Here is a 14,730-nt window from a genome sequence, read left to right as displayed (position 1 = left end):
CATCGATCAGGGAACTGCGTGACCACACTTTATAGGGCATATTGGCAGCTGATTTTTTCTTCTGGATTTGGGCTCGGTATCAGATATCGGGCAAGTGAAAATTGAGGAAAAGCGTGGCGAACTTTAAATCGACTGAGATGCGGTTTCTAGACTCGATCTTCGACATGGGTGGAGGTTACGTTCTCGACTTTTCCAACCGGACGATGGACGAGTTCTTCATGGAGGAGCTTGAAATCGACATCTCGCACGAGATGTTTTCCAAAGACGGAACCTCCAAGGCCAGACGTGTCAGATACCTCCTCCAAAACGCCGATCACCCTACGGTAGCTCGAGTGCTCGAAGCTCTCTGGAAGTACCGGCAATCTATGCGGGAGGAGACCAAGGCTGAGGAAGCTGTCGTTAACGCTGAGGGGCGATTCCTCTCCCTGCTCGAGTCTGTAAGATCGCCAGGGCAGCCCGCAGAAGTTGTAGTAAATCCATTCGCGGCGGCAGCAATTGTTGATCAGGAGCAAATTTGTGATGCTATGAAGCAGCGGCTGAAGGCGCTGCGCAGCCTACCGCCCCATAAACGTGGCTATGAGTTTGAGGTCTTTCTCAAGGATCTCTTTGACTCGTCCAAGCTGCAGGCGAGGTCGCCATTTCGACTGGTCGGCGAACAAATCGATGGTAGCTTCCAACTCGGAAACGAAACCTATTTGGTCGAGGCAAAATGGGTCAGAGATCCAATCGGCGCAGCTGAGCTACATACGTTCCACGGCAAGTTGGATCAAAAGGCCGCCTGGGCGCGTGGGGTTTTCATCAGTTATGGAGGTTTCACACAGGAGGGCCTTCATGCGTTTGGCAGGGGCCGAAAAGTGATCTGCATTTCCGGTGAAGATATCTACAAGGCGCTCGGTAAGCGGATTCCCATCGCCGATGTGATTGAGCGCAAGGTAAGGGCTGCCGCAGAGACAGGCGCTGCGTTCGTACCGCTGGATGAGTTGTTCAAGCAGTGATCTGGCTGAGGCTCGCGGCCAGTAGCCTGATACCACCTGCTATTTATCTCAGTTGGTTGGCTACCCCGGCAATTACGGCTACGTCATCAAGGCAGACGATACATTGGCTGTTTACTGAATGGACACAGGATGGTGGATGTACGAGAAGCGCGGCGATGATCTACTTCTTTATTGAAGACAGTAATGAGCAGGTGAAGATAGGTCGGGCTAAGGACATCGAGCGCCGCAGAAAAGGCCTTCAAACTGGGAATCCAAGGAAGCTTTTACTTCTGGGTTGGATTCGTACGGATGATGACGTACGACTGGAGAAAGAGATCCATCAGAACTTCTCCCACCTTCGCGGTACTGGCGAATGGTTCGATTTGGATCCTGCGGACATCTTGCCGATCCTCGAGCATTTCGGGATCGATGGGTTTGTCGGTACCACCGGCGATTCTTTCGAAGTCATCGGCAATGATCGAGATGGCGTGCCCGAGTATCTCGGCGTCTGGAGTTGGGGCAACCTGGAATGGAACGAGTGCTGCCCTTTCTGCGGAAGCTTCTGCGGCATGCACTTGCAAGACGCATCGAGTATGTATCACTGCCTAAATTGCGACACGCTGACAACCTTTGATTTCCTGAGTCATCAGGAAGAGGAGTGATAAGGCCGTATTAACGTCGTCATTTCGGTTCGATTCGAGTGTTGGGGCGGGTCAGAACCAGAGTGCTCGACTGGATCCTGACCCTTGCTCAATAAAGCACGTTAGCTGGTTCTTGATCCGAACTCGGCTATCCATTTTTGCAAGGCCACGGCGTCGGCCTCTAAGACATCGAGCTCAAGAGTGCCGCTGGACTTCTCATCGGACTGCGCATGTTCAAACACTGAGTAGCGAGTCATCAGGTCATCAATGAACACGCAGTCTTCATTCGTCACCTTGGCGACCTTATGGAGCTTGCCTTGGGTGTTGATTGCACGTCTGAACCGGCCTACCACATCCGCCAATAGAATGTGCTCAATCGTCTTTTCGACAATCACCCTGAAGTCACTGCATGCACTTTTACCGAGCGTCTCGTAATCGTCGACCTCTGCCTTTTCCTGGTGTTTTTTAAGCCGCGTAATCGTGTTGTCGATCAATCCGCGAACAGCACTCTCAGGCTTCAGGTCTCGAGCGCTAGCGGTGGCGACAATGCCTGCCACTTTGTCCATTCTCCTAAGCGAGGTCAGGGTCGGCTTGACGGATGGCATCCCTGGCATCTTGTTCCATTTCTCCGTCACTGCGTCGACTAATGACACTAGAGAGAGCCTATGAGTAAAAATTATGACTTGTCGCGTCGCTGATAAGGACACCAAACGCTCGACGACTCTCTCCTCAAAATCTTGGTCAAGCGACGAAATTGGATCATCAAAAATGAAGGGGGCAAGTTGGTTCGAGCCAGTGGTGTCCGCTAGAAACGCAGCCAGTGCAGCAATTCTAGTTTCACCCTCGCTCAAGATGTAATCCAGGCCATGTGAGCCATGCGCACCTACGAGGTTCAAACCGAAGGTGATCTTCCCTTTACCACCCGATTTACTCTGCGGAGCAATTGGCATGCGGTGGCCGCCCAAAAGCTTCAGCTCCTCTAGGAATCGGGTCTGATAACCAGCGTCCAGCTCAGTCTTGGCCAACTCATTTTTCTTGGAGGTCAGGGAGTTGGTAGCGGCTGAACGGGAGGCTTTGTCTATTGCCGCAACAGTGATCAACCTAGCCCTTTCAGCAGTGATTGACGCTTTGTTCTGTGAAAGCCATTGCTTGGCTTGGAGTTGCTGGACTCGGTTCTGCACTGCCTGACGATGTTCATCCTGTAACAGGGCAGACAGGCTCTCTTCTTCGGCAATCAAGTCTGCAGACTTCGTTTTTACCGCTTCATTGATGCTCGTCCAGTCGAAAGCTTGCAAGGTGCCGACAGGGCTTCCCATTACGACTTGATCACGCCTCATTTTAAGTATGCCAAGCCAGGTGATCGCATCTGTTTCCTCGAAGCCTAAGGTGGACATGTGAACGATCCAGCTTGTTTCCCCAGGAAGAGCTGGCAACAAGGTTTTCTGATCAGTAAAACTTTTTTCGGCCTTCTTGGCGGCTGTCTCAAGGCCGTCAGTGACGAACTTCTCAAATCCAGCCAGGCGGGCTTTGACATCCTCATCAAGGCTTTGATGGCAAAGCACGCAGCGTGAGTCAGCTGCAATATTGGGAAACTGAGATTCTGTGTAGGCCGTGCCGTTGGAGTATGCGCGTGCGTGCTCCCACATATCCTGCCAGGTCGCAGAGCCAACACCGTCGAGCTCGGCTTTACCGAAAATCGCTGCCGCTGCTTCTTCGCTCGAATTCCTGGCCTTAACAGCGGCGTTTTTCAGGGTCTCTAGCGTACCTGCCGTCGCATCGTTCAATCCCTGTTGAAGAGTCGACATTGCTGTTTCAATACTCTTCAGCGCAGTTTTTTCTTTGTTAATGCTCAGCAGTCGGCCTGCAATGTCCTTCTCTGCGAGTAGGGCCTCCTTCTCTATGCGCTCCCGATCAAGCAGATCCGTGTACAGACATTCCTTATCAATACTCGCGGCAGTAGTCGTACTCTTCAGGCCCTGAAGCCATTTTGCTTCGGCGGTGTGACTTAGCGTTTCTGGGATGGCAGGTAACGCTTTGCTGAGTAGCGCCTTCTCTGTTGAAAGCTCTGCGCTAACAGCGTCCGCTGTGACGATCAGTGCCGATACAAACTTCATCCGACTGGGCTCATAGCATGCCTCAGTCCTGCCCATGTACTGCTGCGCGGCCTTGCTATCGAACACCTGTGCGTGCCGTAAAGCTTTGTGAGGGCCGCTTGGGACGTCCCAGTGAACATCCGCTGGCGTACCGTCTATAGACACCTTGAAATGAGCACGGCAGGGCGTGGGCGTTGGATCGAAGACGTTGCTGCGTATCTCGTCCTTGGAGCGTGATCCGCAGATTTCCTTCAACAGCCGCGCAAATCCGCTCTTGCCAGTTCCGTTCTGCCCGTAGATCACCGAGAGATTGCTCTTGCCAAACGGGAGGTTGGCGCCAGCCTTGATGGCATTCAGCCCATGCACATCCAGGATCTCTTCAATCCGGAGCAACGGTCTATTGGCAACCTGCGATAACGTGCCGGGGGTTACGGTCAAAAAACCTGGATCAGCTTCATCCTTGGCTTCGAGCTTGCAAAGCCTAGCTAGCGTTTTGATCTCGTCCTTGTTCAGTTGCCGCTTCGAGTCGATGATCATTCGAGCTGCAGTCTGCAACCATTTGGGGCGCGCATTCAGCCATGTCTCGAAATCATCAGCTACTGCCGGCCCAGCCTCAATCTTAGTCATGGTGTGCTCATCTCACGGGGGAATTCCTGAGCGTAGGCGCTAACTGGCTTTTTGGTGTTATTTGGCCATCACAATCCTTCGCTCTGTCTGATTCGCCTGGAAGGAGCCTGATGCCGTTAAGGCTGTCTTCGTTTAGCCGCCGTCCCTGTCGCACCTGGATATGTGCGTAGACCTGATGAGCCAGAGCTCTACGACGAAGGTTGGCCAGCTACGGACGCCAGAGCGAGGTTGCGGGTAGCAGGCACGGTGTTCAAGCCGGCCATCAGCTGACAAATTCAGCGCTAGTCAGTCGCTCAAGAAATCCGATTTAATTGCATCCGTTAATCAAATTTGATAGTTTTAAAGGGTAAGGGCCAGATTTTAATTTCCCTTTTGAGAGGTTAACCGCTATGACCAACCGTACCGAGACACTGCGACCTGAGGTGATGACCCTGGTTGAACTGGGTAATGGTGTGGGCGGCACAAAAGTCAGCGCACCGGATCGAGCTGCTATTAGAGAGAACCTCCGGAAAGCATTCGCTATTTCGAAGGAACGTTCTCTCCAGTATGCCTGCGTACCCAACTGATTCTCGCGTCACCAAGCAGCTCATCACGGGCGTCTACCTCCACGATTTGTTCCTCGTTATCAGCGAAGAAATCGGCTACACCGCCGAAATTGCTGAGACCTACCTAGAACACCTCGCAGATCTGATCGAACTCTGGTCGAACCAGGGGTTCATCGAGATTTATTCCGAGACTGCGGATCGAAAATGGGGGCGGATCAAGGATTCTAACTCGGTGCCCGGCTCTACCCCTTGGTATACCGGCCTCTATCATGCTCGAATTGTTAATAACGATGAGCATGATCCCCTAATTGTGGTGGTCTTTGAGCAGCAGGATGAGGACGGTAAAGTGACCCACGTCGCCAGTATTCGCTTCATGCTCGATCACTCTGACATGTTCGGAGAGGGGGGCGAGAAATTCAGCCCGGAGAAGATGAAGCAAATCCGTCGCCGCATTGATGCATTTGTGCAGCGAGCCGGACGCCCGACAGCGGTCGCTTAAGGCTAATTCACCTGCCGCCATGCTACTGATTTTCAATGGCTGCATGGAATTAGCTTACCCCAGACCTTTGCAGGCGCCCTAGTAGAGCCTTATCTCCCCAGGCGGCGCCTAAGCCCAAACGCAAGCACCGGAGCCTAGCTGAATAAAGCTGGCTAGTTTCTGTGTGGCCGAGAGCTCTGCTAGCTGATCTGCTTTAAAGTCCAACCTGCGGGCTACTGCCAAGGCGAGCAGGCCTAGCACAGTGCCGGCTCCACCACTGCACCGTCGCAATTGGCTCGGTAGTCGCTGCCTGTCTCTCCCTCAGCGCTCAAACCTGCGATACGGCTTATCGACGTGGTAAATTAATGCCGCCAGCTAAATTCTGATTACCAGGCAGCGATACGTTTGGCAGGGGTTAACTCTAGCTGGTCTGGCGATTCAATCGATAAATTCTGAGGAGATGTAATGGCTGTCTACAAGACTGAGATGTCCGATGGGCGCCCGTTTGAGATGGATGACACAGCCCTTTTGAAATATGCCTCTGACCTAGGTCTAGATAAAATCGCGCCTGGCCGATACACGGATCTGTTCGTGTTCAAGTTTTTTCTTTTTACTGAATTCGATGGTGTCGAGCCAGACTTTATCCTTGAGGAAATCAAGGCGCTTGAAGGGCTGAACAATTCGGCACCCTTCACCAAGCCACCAACTCAGTTTACAAGGGAGCCCCTGAAGGGCCTGTGGCACCAGCACTTTTTTGCGTCAAGATTTACTGAAAAAAATATAGCTGCACATATGACGCCTAAACGAGTCTCCGAAACTGTTGACCGAATTTGTGATCCCTCTGAGCCAATCATTACCCCCAAGATGCTCAATGACTTAGTGGAGGCGATCACCACAGACGCTTTTTTGGAGCGGGAAGCTAACTCCCAGCTCACTGGCGAATGGATTGTCTTCGCTAAGCATAATGACCAGAACCACTATTTAACACTCGCACCTCATCCTGAGGGCAAGGAAGGCGACCTACGTCTTTTCAATGAGATCAAGACAATGGGCTATTCAAAGTTCGGCTTTTTAGCTACCGCTTAATACGGTTTGGCAAATGTCGGCAGTATGGGCAGAGGCACGAATGTAGGTTGCTAAGCCGTGCTTATCTGCCCATACGCCAGATCCATTTTGCGTCCATTAGCCCCGAGGCAGCTCAATGGCTGCCCCTGGTGAGTGGAGCCGAATCAGCGTGATGCAGCTCAGGAGTCAAAACCCGGAAAGCTGAGGGAATACAATTTTGAAAACACCGGTAGTCAATGCTTTCCACTGGCTTAAAGTAGTGTTCTTGAAATTTGACCGAATGAACTGCATCCGGTGGTTGCGCAAGTCCCTGTTGCTTTCGGTCTGCATCCTTATCTTTTCGGGATCCAGCGCTTGATGCTGCAGGCTCCGGAGCATTGTGTTCAGCTGCCTCTGTTGGTATTTGATCCTGGTCAGCGGCACCTGCTCGCCGGTCTGGATTTCTCGCAAATTCACCAGATCGTAATCCTTGATGTCAGCAATTCTGATGTCGTGCTTCTCGCGAGTGCAGTAGCTCCAGGCGAGGTTCAACGCGCATATATTCTGCAGCTCGTTCTCGGTGGCCTCGTGCGCTACGAAGTCGATTCTCTCCCAGCTCAAAATCCACTTTGCTTGCGCGTAGACTCTATTTAAATGCACAGATTTCAGTGGACGCCAAGCATGCTCCTCCCCGAAGGTAGGGCCTGAAAGGTGATCCATCATCCAGTCCCTGAAAGCTTCTTCATGAAGGTCAGCTGGAACACGACCATTGCCTGCCGAATGAAGCCCCCGTATCAAGCGCAGCAGGCTTGGTACAGCGATATCCTCAAAACGCTCGAGTTCCAAAAATTCCCAGTGATAGCGATTGACCATGCTGGCTAGCATTAACTTTGCAGCTAGGGAGTCGCTACTTTCTATGACTTCTTTCAGAATGTGGCGAACAGCTTTGTTACTTTTATCAGTGACCCGCTGGTGTCTCCATTTGGCTTCAGCCATGCGATCAAAGACCGGCACGTGTTCCATGAGTTCGTTAATTTCTTCGTAGCGAAATTTCCAGCACAGATCCAGCCGTTCCAAGGTGTCCCAGAGCTTGATGTTAGGTAAGGCACTCAACATGGCCTCGCAATCGCGTAATAGATCGCCGTAATCACGCCGCTCCTCCGGACGCAACTGATCAAAAAGCTCGACGAGGAAGCGCCGCCTCGCGCCATTCAGCTTGGAGATTTGATCAGCCGCATCACGCAGATGCTGAGCAAGAGGTTTACCATCCTTGATGGCCCCTTGCAGAAATTTTCCCAGCGGGCCAATGTAGCTAGACTGCCCGTTCCCCGATGAGACCTCTGGCGCGGTAAGTAGAAGCTGGCTTGACCACTGAATATGCTCGGTATACATGATCGTGCAGAGCTCCATATACCGTCCGACTTCATGGTCGTGGGTAGAGCGTTCTTCCGAGGTCATGCCATCTAGCCAGTCTTGATACGCTTGCTTGTCGAGCCCTAGGATTTCTTGGATGCTTTGTAGAGCTCGATCTCTACGAGCCAGAAAACCTTCGTCAAGCCTCTCTTGTCCTTTGTCGTTCATGTTCTCTTCCATTTCGGGTTAACGGGCAGGCACGGCGTTAGGCTGCGCTTCGAGGATTGCACGAGTGCGTTTACCTAACTCTTGGTTGCCGAGTACGCCAACAGTGTACTCATCCACGGTAATGGCTTGGCGCATGGCTTCACGGAAACAGGTTTCGGGTTTCACCTCTTGGATCGCCTGAGCGAGGGCGTTCAGGTAGTCGGGCTCAGAGTGGTTCTGGCGAGCCTGTTGGAGGTGGTAGGAGTCTTTAAGGGCAGACCAGCCAGTGAAAGCGGATTTACGGATCATAGAAAACCTCTGGGTTTGTGTGCATTGATACTGCCCTGAGATATTCTTCGATCACGCGATGTATATCGTGCAAGTAATCCGATTTAATTTTCTGAGACAACGGCAGGTGCCCAAGCGCGCGATCATTTCTTCCTTCAGTGTCTCAGCCTGCCGTTCCTGATTTCTTGCAAGGTAAACTCCTGACGCAAGCGGAGCGCGCCGGCCCTGTGGGCCAAAGGCTTGAGGATGGAAGCCCGGAGGGCCAAAACCTGGCGAAGCCAGGGTTTGGTTTACGACAGCCGAGGCAAGCCCAAAACAGATATACCTTGAGCCCCTTTCAAGCTGCGAGCCACAAAGGCATCAGTCATGCCAATCTGACAAGGCCGCTCTCTTTACCAGCCCAGAATTTTTTCGACCGCAGTAGTGAGTTTAACTCGGTCAGTGACGTCGCTCAGATCTTCGCTATGAAGCGCATCCTCGGCAGCATTTACATCGGGTAGCGTTTTCTTGTCGTGCTTGTTCAGCAGCTTTTCCAAGAAATACAGAACTTCGTACCCTTCATCCTTATCAACCTGCCTACGATCTTCCAGGCCTGCGTATGGCTGGTCGTCATCGTCTCGAGTCCAGATGTATGTGTAAACGTTGGTTTGAAGATGCGATTTTTTCAGTGTTACAGCCATGTGAACTCCATTTACGCGTACAACTGCTGGGAATTGAGCGCTCCGTGCGTTCCAAGGCCCCGCCTCGTAGGGCGAGCACGATGGTGCTTGCGCGCGATAATCCTGCCTCAGCTCTGGCGCAGTGTCACGGGATTAAGTGGCTTCTTGCTATCGCACTTTGTAAGGCAGTGCTGCCATGATGCAGGTGGGCCATGCTAAGCGCCCACCTGCCTATGAGGGCCTCTGTGATGGAAGAGATAACGCTTAACTACGACCAGAAGATCGCCTCCGACGCCAACACCATCTTTCTCATCGATTGCCTCAAAGAGGATGATAAGCAATCTGCTCGTACTCGCCATGAAGGGATCTGCGACTCATTGATGGCTCTGTCGGCGCAAAACATTATCCATGACACATCGCGCGTCTATCACGTGCAATGCAAGCATCGAGATAATTGGTCTGCCGCCATGAAAACGATCCGGGACTCTTGCAAGGTGGGGATGCTTCCGTTGGTTTTCATTGATGGCCATGGGGATGCCGAGAAAGGCTTGGCCATGCCGAGTGGCGGCTTTATTGGCTGGCAACAGTATGGTCAGGATCTGCGGGCGATTATGGACGCGGCCCGTGGCGAGCTAACGGTGGTCGCAGGATTCTGCCACTCATTTGCGTTCATCGCGACGGCAGCAAATGAGGATGGAAAACTACCCTTCGGGTTCTACTTTGGCTACAAGGACGAGGTGCTCACTTCGGTAGTCGAGGATGAAACACAGATCATCTACGAATCGCTGATTAACGATGGAGGCCAAGTTCTAAACTCCCGCCCTCTGGAGATTTCAAGTTTCAACGAGTACGACCATGCGGCGAGAATGGTCGGGCCGGTAGCCTTCATGCGGCTTAACCCTGAAGCGCTGGTAGCTGAGCAGCCTCAATTATCTAAAGCGAATTTGCGCAAGGTGCTTGAGAAGTACCTTGCCCAAAAAGGCAAGCCATTGGGTGAAATGCGGGAGATAGTGAAGCACGTGCTGAACAATACTCCCAGGATCGCAGAGAGACTCATCGACATATACATGCACGACACAACACGGCGAAGCCACTTCAAAAAGCAAATTCTCTCGCAAATGGAAGAAGCCGACTTACCATGCTAGGAATTGGCCGCTTATTTTAAGAACTAGCAAGGTTGCTGGCAGCCTTGAGGTGGGCCGGATTTATTGAGGGGAGGGCCCAATTTCAGCCCACCCCTACTGAGCCAGCGGCTACGATTTTACTGGAACATAACGCTCTGATCTGCCCCTGGCCCAATCATCGCTCCACTGAACCATCTGCGTTTTGCCGTGCTTTTGCCACACCACACCTTCTGAACGTCGCCGGGATGCATGTTCATTATCACCGCCCGGCCATGCGCTACGTTCCGTCACAAAAACCCATACGCAAGCAAGCCCGTCTTCCTCCAGAAGTGTCTGGAAAAGCTGCTGGTCGATAAACGCGTGTGAGCCATCACCTGGGCTTCTGCCGCACACGAAGCGCGTTTCCCCTGCTTGATCCACATAAATGTTTGGATCTTCACGATGGGGCTTTAAGTTGAGCCTCAGTGCAAACCAAGGCGCCGGTATCAAAGCTTGAGCGCCTTCGGGCATTGAGACATCCAAGTGAGATTCCCAATAGTGGCGAAAGCACGGATAGGCAACATTTACTTCACCTAAGTCGTAAAATTCGTAGGTTGACCATTGCTCTTGAGCCCATGTCGAGCGCCATGGCGCCTCTCTGAGATAGCCATCGTTCGTGAAACCACGGGCTGTCCATGAGTCCACGTCCAGCTTTTGCTTTTCCCGAATGTAATCGAGAAGCTGTTGTTCGTCCTCCCGCCTCACCAACACCGGCAACAGGAACCGCCACTGTTGTTGCCTGGAGCCGTGATCACCGCTTTCTTTCTCTGGATACTTCACTGTCACAGAGCGATGTTCGTGTAGGACTACCCATGCCGCATGGGTTGAATCAGTACGGATTACCAGGTCTGCCATGCCGTCGGAGGGTTCCTCCTCGAATGGCCATTTCCCCACGTCGTTTTCGACGGTCTCCCGTATGGATATCCGAAACTCATCGATCACCGGATGGCGTACATCAGCACGGCTGTGCTGGTCAGTGAGCAGGATGGTTGGATCTATGTCGCGATGAGTGCCGATGTCTAGAGGGCTGGCATAACGACGTGCCCCCTGTTCACTCGTCTCAGATAACCACTTGTTGTCGGCAAGGCTACAGAGAAGCTCATCGAGGGCAAGCCACTGGTATTTTTTCCCGATGCGCTCGATCAATGGTCGATTGCGACTGTAGTCAGACCGACCCGAACGATCATCTGGAAACAGTTTTTTTGTCCAACCCAGCCCATATGCTCGTTTGGCCACCCAGCGCTGTGCCGCCTGTATGTCGACGTGAGGTAGCCTTTCAACCCCAGCCGCCGAGGGTTTGAAACGTTTTTTATACTCCTTTCTATATCTTGCCCGCTCTTCAGGGCTCAAAACATCCAGCAGCAGGTTTTCAGCTCTCGTGAAGTAGGTTGAGCGCTCAGTAACATCTTGCTCAGAAAGCTTGAGCCTGAGATCCCTGAAGGCATTAGGCCTGAAATCGTTCATCAATTTGAGGATGTCGATCCGTAGGTCGGAGTGATTAATGACCTCATCCTCGAACCGCTCATATACCTGTGTGGCGCTCAGAGGCTCAGGCAAATCCAGTGCTACATTCAAGAATGAGCTGACCCTCGGCTGGATCTCATAACTGGCAAAATCGCCACCCCATCCTGCGCAAGAATCTTGGATCTGCGAGTCTCCAGCCCGCTTCGCCACTTTTTCGAGGGCCTCTTCGGACACTGACAGCCTGATGTTTTTGGACTGATAAGGCGGCATTGCTTTCACGATATCGACCTGTTTGGGCAGGTGATCATTTAGCAGTGCGTGCTCGATAATGCCCAGCGCGCTGTCCCTGAGTAGAATCGAGAGCGGAACATCCTCTCTGTCGAAGACCTCGTTGTACGCGACCTCCGAATAGGTGCGCAGTCGATGCTGCTCTGGATCGATGCAGCATGCTCCGAAGGCGGCTGTGTGTAGGCGCTCGAGGATGTAGAGGTCGTTTACGGCGCGGAAGTCCTTACAGAGCATCCCATATAAGGTGGGGTTCCAAATCATTAGCGACGTAAGCGCTTTGGTGGCCTTGTCTCGTAACTCCCGATTGGAACTGGTGAAAAACCACGTCAACGTTATCGCGCAGAGATACTGAACCTCCGGATCAGTTTGTTCTGTCTGTTCAAAGGCGCTCCACTCGATTAATCGCCGAGCCGTATCTTCTTCGTCCATGGACAGGAAATTCAGTTGAGCAGTCCACGTAGAGTCCCGTTTGGGCATGCTGAGCGCTACGAGTCGGCTGTGTAGGGATTTCGCATTCCATGGGTGGCCAGCACTTACGCTGACTTGAAGGATGATGTCGAAATGCTCTTCGCTTTCCGACAGGAAAGTGTTGAAGAGCTCCAGTGTGCGATTGGTGAAGGAGTCGTTAGCCCGCCACCGAAGGCTCTCGATGAACGCGCCGCTTACCGAATGCTCATTTTTCCAGCGATCCGCACCCCCAGGCAGGACGTCCAGCAACTCTTGTCCGAAGCGTTCAGGTAACTGTACCGATAGCGCTTCTGTCAGTCCGACCCACTGACTATGCACCCACTTTCCACTGTGAATGAACTGAAGAACACCGCTTTTCAAGTCTTCAGCGAGGTCTTGAACTTCATCCAAGAGCCCTGCAGCCATCAAGTAATCCTGCAGTCTTTGGAAGCTAAAGCGAACAATGTCTTCGGCTGAGTCAAACGGGTCAGCATCACGACTTCTTAGGGGTGGATCCATCCGGAACAAGCCATTTCGCTGAAGTACCTCAAACCAGGTTGTTCCAAGTGGAGCCGGAAAGGCGTGAAATTTTTCAGCAACGATCCGGATGGCTTCGGAGTGTGGAACATAGTCTTGCCTCTTTGCCGCCATCTCTGTAGCAATTGAAAGAAGTGCTTGGTTGGTTGGCTTTACAAGGTCATCACTTCCATCTCTTCCTGCACCTAAGTTTCGAGCGATACTTTTCAGGTAGAAAGAAAAAACCTGCTTTGTACCTGTTAAGCCTCTGGGGAACCATTTTTGATTCTCTTTCTCAAGTGTGATGCAGGCACTTCTCAAGAATAGCGGATTGACGAATTCAGCTGCCAACCAAGGAACGTTGGGTTGTGAAATGCCTCGTTTCCCAAGGTATATACGCGCGGCGCGGATTTGCTCTTCACGAGTCACGAATCCGTGAACTTTAAATGATGGGGTTAGCTCATGGATGTTGGCAGGTATAACGTATGCAGTATATTCTGATCTGCAACTGAATATAACGATCAGGTTTTTGTACTTTTCAATCCTACCGATGAACGCTGCAAGCTCTTTACGCCAGAGAGTTAAACCGGCCCCTTCATTCAATGCATCAATCAAAATCAGCCCGCGCTTCCCGGTAGCCTCAGCAGCAGCGCTTAACGCTTGAAGGAAAACGTCAGGGTCAATATCGGCAAGGCCTAGTCGACTGGTGATCTGATCCCAGATATTATCATCGGCTAGGTGTTGCCCTAGTATCAGGATGGCAACTCTGTCGTCCGATATCGCTTGCTGCGCAATACTGCCGAGTAAGTGAGACTTTCCAATTCCAGCCTCTCCGAAAAGAAAGAAGCTGCGGCTAGGCTCTGCGGTGAAGTATCTGTCCTGGAGTAATGATCTGAATACGTAGGATGCGTCACTCAGCTTGCTCAGCTGATGTCGTAGATATTCTATAGAGTTGTCATCTAGCGTTTTTTTCTTTCGGTTTTCCTCCTTTAGTTTCCAAGCAAGCCTTTCTAAAGAGTGAACGTCGTCCGAAATTTTCTCAATACAGTCAAGGCACTCTGTCAGCGGCCAACTAAGCCAGGCATCAGTGGTAAGTTTATGTCTCAGTCCTCCAAGATTTGTTACCTGAGACGTAATTTTTTCTGTCAGGGCGGTACTGGCATCTCCAAGTAGCTTTTTTATATCTTTGATTTTGGCCAGGGCACGTAGCTCATCTATCTTGGCCTGAAGTTCTGAGATGATGCCTTGGTCGCGCAATATTATTTTGAACAGCTTTTCAATTTCGACCTCCACATGATCGTCAGGATGATATCTTTCGTCGAGTGACCTTACGGCCCAATCTACGTTTTCTGACAACCAGTTTGGGGAGAACTCGACGTCCCCAAACCAATACCTTTTCAGCCCTTCGGCATTTGTGTGGGATAGCCGATTAGTTAGGTCGGAAGCTGTCCAAGGAATGAATTCGACTGTATGGCCCGGTGCAACATAAGACGTCCAAGTTGCCTTATGCGTCTCCCAGTGCTCCCAGCCTCTTTTGCCTCCACCTTGTTTGCCGGTTTTATCAGTCAGGTCACAAGCTAAGGCCACAACATACTTTGTCAGCGTTGGATGTGACTGCAGGGCGCGCTTAACAGAATCGTCGATATTGGCCCAATCTATCTCGCCTGTTTTTAGATAGTATTTGGCTTGATATCCGACCTCACTGCCGTCACTTAGCAACCAGTACGCCTCAATACCTCCGTCGCCCCCGGCACCTTCTATTCGCCTAAATTCCGCATCAGCGCCTGGTGGTTCACGCCTTGCAAGCTGGCATACGAGTTCCTCAAAGGCGAGGCGCTGTCCTGAATCCATGCCTCTGATGCGTCTGTAGTCCATGTTGAGTCCGTTGCGAAATCTGATAGTCGTGATGGCTGATCGCCGATAGTCGAGTGTATCTGCTTCAC

10 protein-coding genes are annotated in these 14,730 nt (G+C 51.9%); 5 read left to right on the top strand and 5 right to left on the bottom strand.

The annotated features are described in order from the left end of the window. The first annotated feature begins 113 nt into the window (after positions 1-113). Together QRN38_RS11855 and QRN38_RS11850 are read left to right on the top strand one after the other, a co-directional pair. Entirely contained in the window at positions 114-995 is an 882-nt protein-coding gene (locus tag QRN38_RS11855; RefSeq protein ID WP_235814747.1) for a restriction endonuclease, read from the top strand. Positions 996-1,150: 155 nt separating this feature from the next. Beyond that, positions 1,151-1,636, top strand: coding sequence for a GIY-YIG nuclease family protein (locus tag QRN38_RS11850; protein ID WP_057418601.1), 486 nt, complete (start codon positions 1,151-1,153; stop codon positions 1,634-1,636). Between the two features lie 101 nt (positions 1,637-1,737). Here QRN38_RS11850 and QRN38_RS11845 read toward each other — a convergent pair whose 3' ends face one another. After that, positions 1,738-4,335, bottom strand: a complete 2,598-nt coding sequence (locus QRN38_RS11845; RefSeq protein ID WP_057418602.1) for an AAA family ATPase — start codon at positions 4,333-4,335, stop codon at positions 1,738-1,740. Positions 4,336-4,881: 546 nt separating this feature from the next. Here QRN38_RS11845 and QRN38_RS11840 point away from each other — a divergent pair. Both QRN38_RS11840 and QRN38_RS11835 read left to right on the top strand, forming a co-directional pair. Next, the gene (locus QRN38_RS11840; protein ID WP_057419304.1) at positions 4,882-5,379 is read left to right on the top strand and encodes a hypothetical protein; all 498 of its coding nucleotides are present in this window, start codon (positions 4,882-4,884) and stop codon (positions 5,377-5,379) included. 444 nt (positions 5,380-5,823) lie between these two features. After that, the gene (locus tag QRN38_RS11835) at positions 5,824-6,444 is read left to right on the top strand and encodes a hypothetical protein (protein WP_057419303.1); all 621 of its coding nucleotides are present in this window, start codon (positions 5,824-5,826) and stop codon (positions 6,442-6,444) included. A gap of 165 nt (positions 6,445-6,609) precedes the next feature. Here QRN38_RS11835 and QRN38_RS11830 read toward each other — a convergent pair whose 3' ends face one another. The 3 genes from QRN38_RS11830 to QRN38_RS11820 all read right to left on the bottom strand — a co-directional run bounded on the left by QRN38_RS11830 (position 6,610) and on the right by QRN38_RS11820 (position 8,930). After that, entirely contained in the window at positions 6,610-7,983 is a 1,374-nt protein-coding gene (locus tag QRN38_RS11830) for a hypothetical protein (protein ID WP_057419302.1), read from the bottom strand. Between the two features lie 18 nt (positions 7,984-8,001). Continuing rightward, the gene (locus QRN38_RS11825) at positions 8,002-8,271 is read right to left on the bottom strand and encodes a hypothetical protein (protein WP_057419301.1); all 270 of its coding nucleotides are present in this window, start codon (positions 8,269-8,271) and stop codon (positions 8,002-8,004) included. 371 nt (positions 8,272-8,642) lie between these two features. Further along, entirely contained in the window at positions 8,643-8,930 is a 288-nt protein-coding gene (locus QRN38_RS11820) for a hypothetical protein (protein WP_057419300.1), read from the bottom strand. 227 nt (positions 8,931-9,157) lie between these two features. Here QRN38_RS11820 and QRN38_RS11815 point away from each other — a divergent pair, with 227 nt between their 5' ends. After that, positions 9,158-10,054, top strand: coding sequence for a hypothetical protein (locus QRN38_RS11815; protein ID WP_144433600.1), 897 nt, complete (start codon positions 9,158-9,160; stop codon positions 10,052-10,054). 108 nt (positions 10,055-10,162) lie between these two features. Here QRN38_RS11815 and QRN38_RS11810 read toward each other — a convergent pair whose 3' ends face one another. Beyond that, positions 10,163-14,662, bottom strand: coding sequence for an ATP-binding protein (locus QRN38_RS11810; RefSeq protein ID WP_057419298.1), 4,500 nt, complete (start codon positions 14,660-14,662; stop codon positions 10,163-10,165). Positions 14,663-14,730: the final 68 nt, after the last annotated feature.

The sequence above is a fragment of the Pseudomonas sp. CFBP2511 genome (assembly GCF_030209255.1).
GTDB classification, from domain to species: Bacteria; Pseudomonadota; Gammaproteobacteria; order Pseudomonadales; family Pseudomonadaceae; genus Aquipseudomonas; species Aquipseudomonas avellanae.
The sequence above is the reverse complement of the archived record's forward strand: the minus strand, read 5'-3'. Positions and strand labels throughout refer to the sequence as shown.

What these genes read in the sequence shown, in the direction of transcription:
- QRN38_RS11820 (WP_057419300.1), bottom strand. Translation starts at nt 8,930, where the DNA reads ATGGCTGTAACACTGAAAAAATCGCATCTTCAAACCAACGTTTACACA.
- QRN38_RS11830 (WP_057419302.1), bottom strand. Translation starts at nt 7,983, where the DNA reads ATGAACGACAAAGGACAAGAGAGGCTTGACGAAGGTTTTCTGGCTCGT.
- QRN38_RS11835 (WP_057419303.1), top strand. Translation starts at nt 5,824, where the DNA reads ATGGCTGTCTACAAGACTGAGATGTCCGATGGGCGCCCGTTTGAGATG.
- QRN38_RS11825 (WP_057419301.1), bottom strand. Translation starts at nt 8,271, where the DNA reads ATGATCCGTAAATCCGCTTTCACTGGCTGGTCTGCCCTTAAAGACTCC.
- QRN38_RS11810 (WP_057419298.1), bottom strand. Translation starts at nt 14,662, where the DNA reads ATGGACTACAGACGCATCAGAGGCATGGATTCAGGACAGCGCCTCGCC.
- QRN38_RS11850 (WP_057418601.1), top strand. Translation starts at nt 1,151, where the DNA reads ATGATCTACTTCTTTATTGAAGACAGTAATGAGCAGGTGAAGATAGGT.
- QRN38_RS11845 (WP_057418602.1), bottom strand. Translation starts at nt 4,335, where the DNA reads ATGACTAAGATTGAGGCTGGGCCGGCAGTAGCTGATGATTTCGAGACA.
- QRN38_RS11815 (WP_144433600.1), top strand. Translation starts at nt 9,158, where the DNA reads ATGGAAGAGATAACGCTTAACTACGACCAGAAGATCGCCTCCGACGCC.
- QRN38_RS11840 (WP_057419304.1), top strand. Translation starts at nt 4,882, where the DNA reads ATGCCTGCGTACCCAACTGATTCTCGCGTCACCAAGCAGCTCATCACG.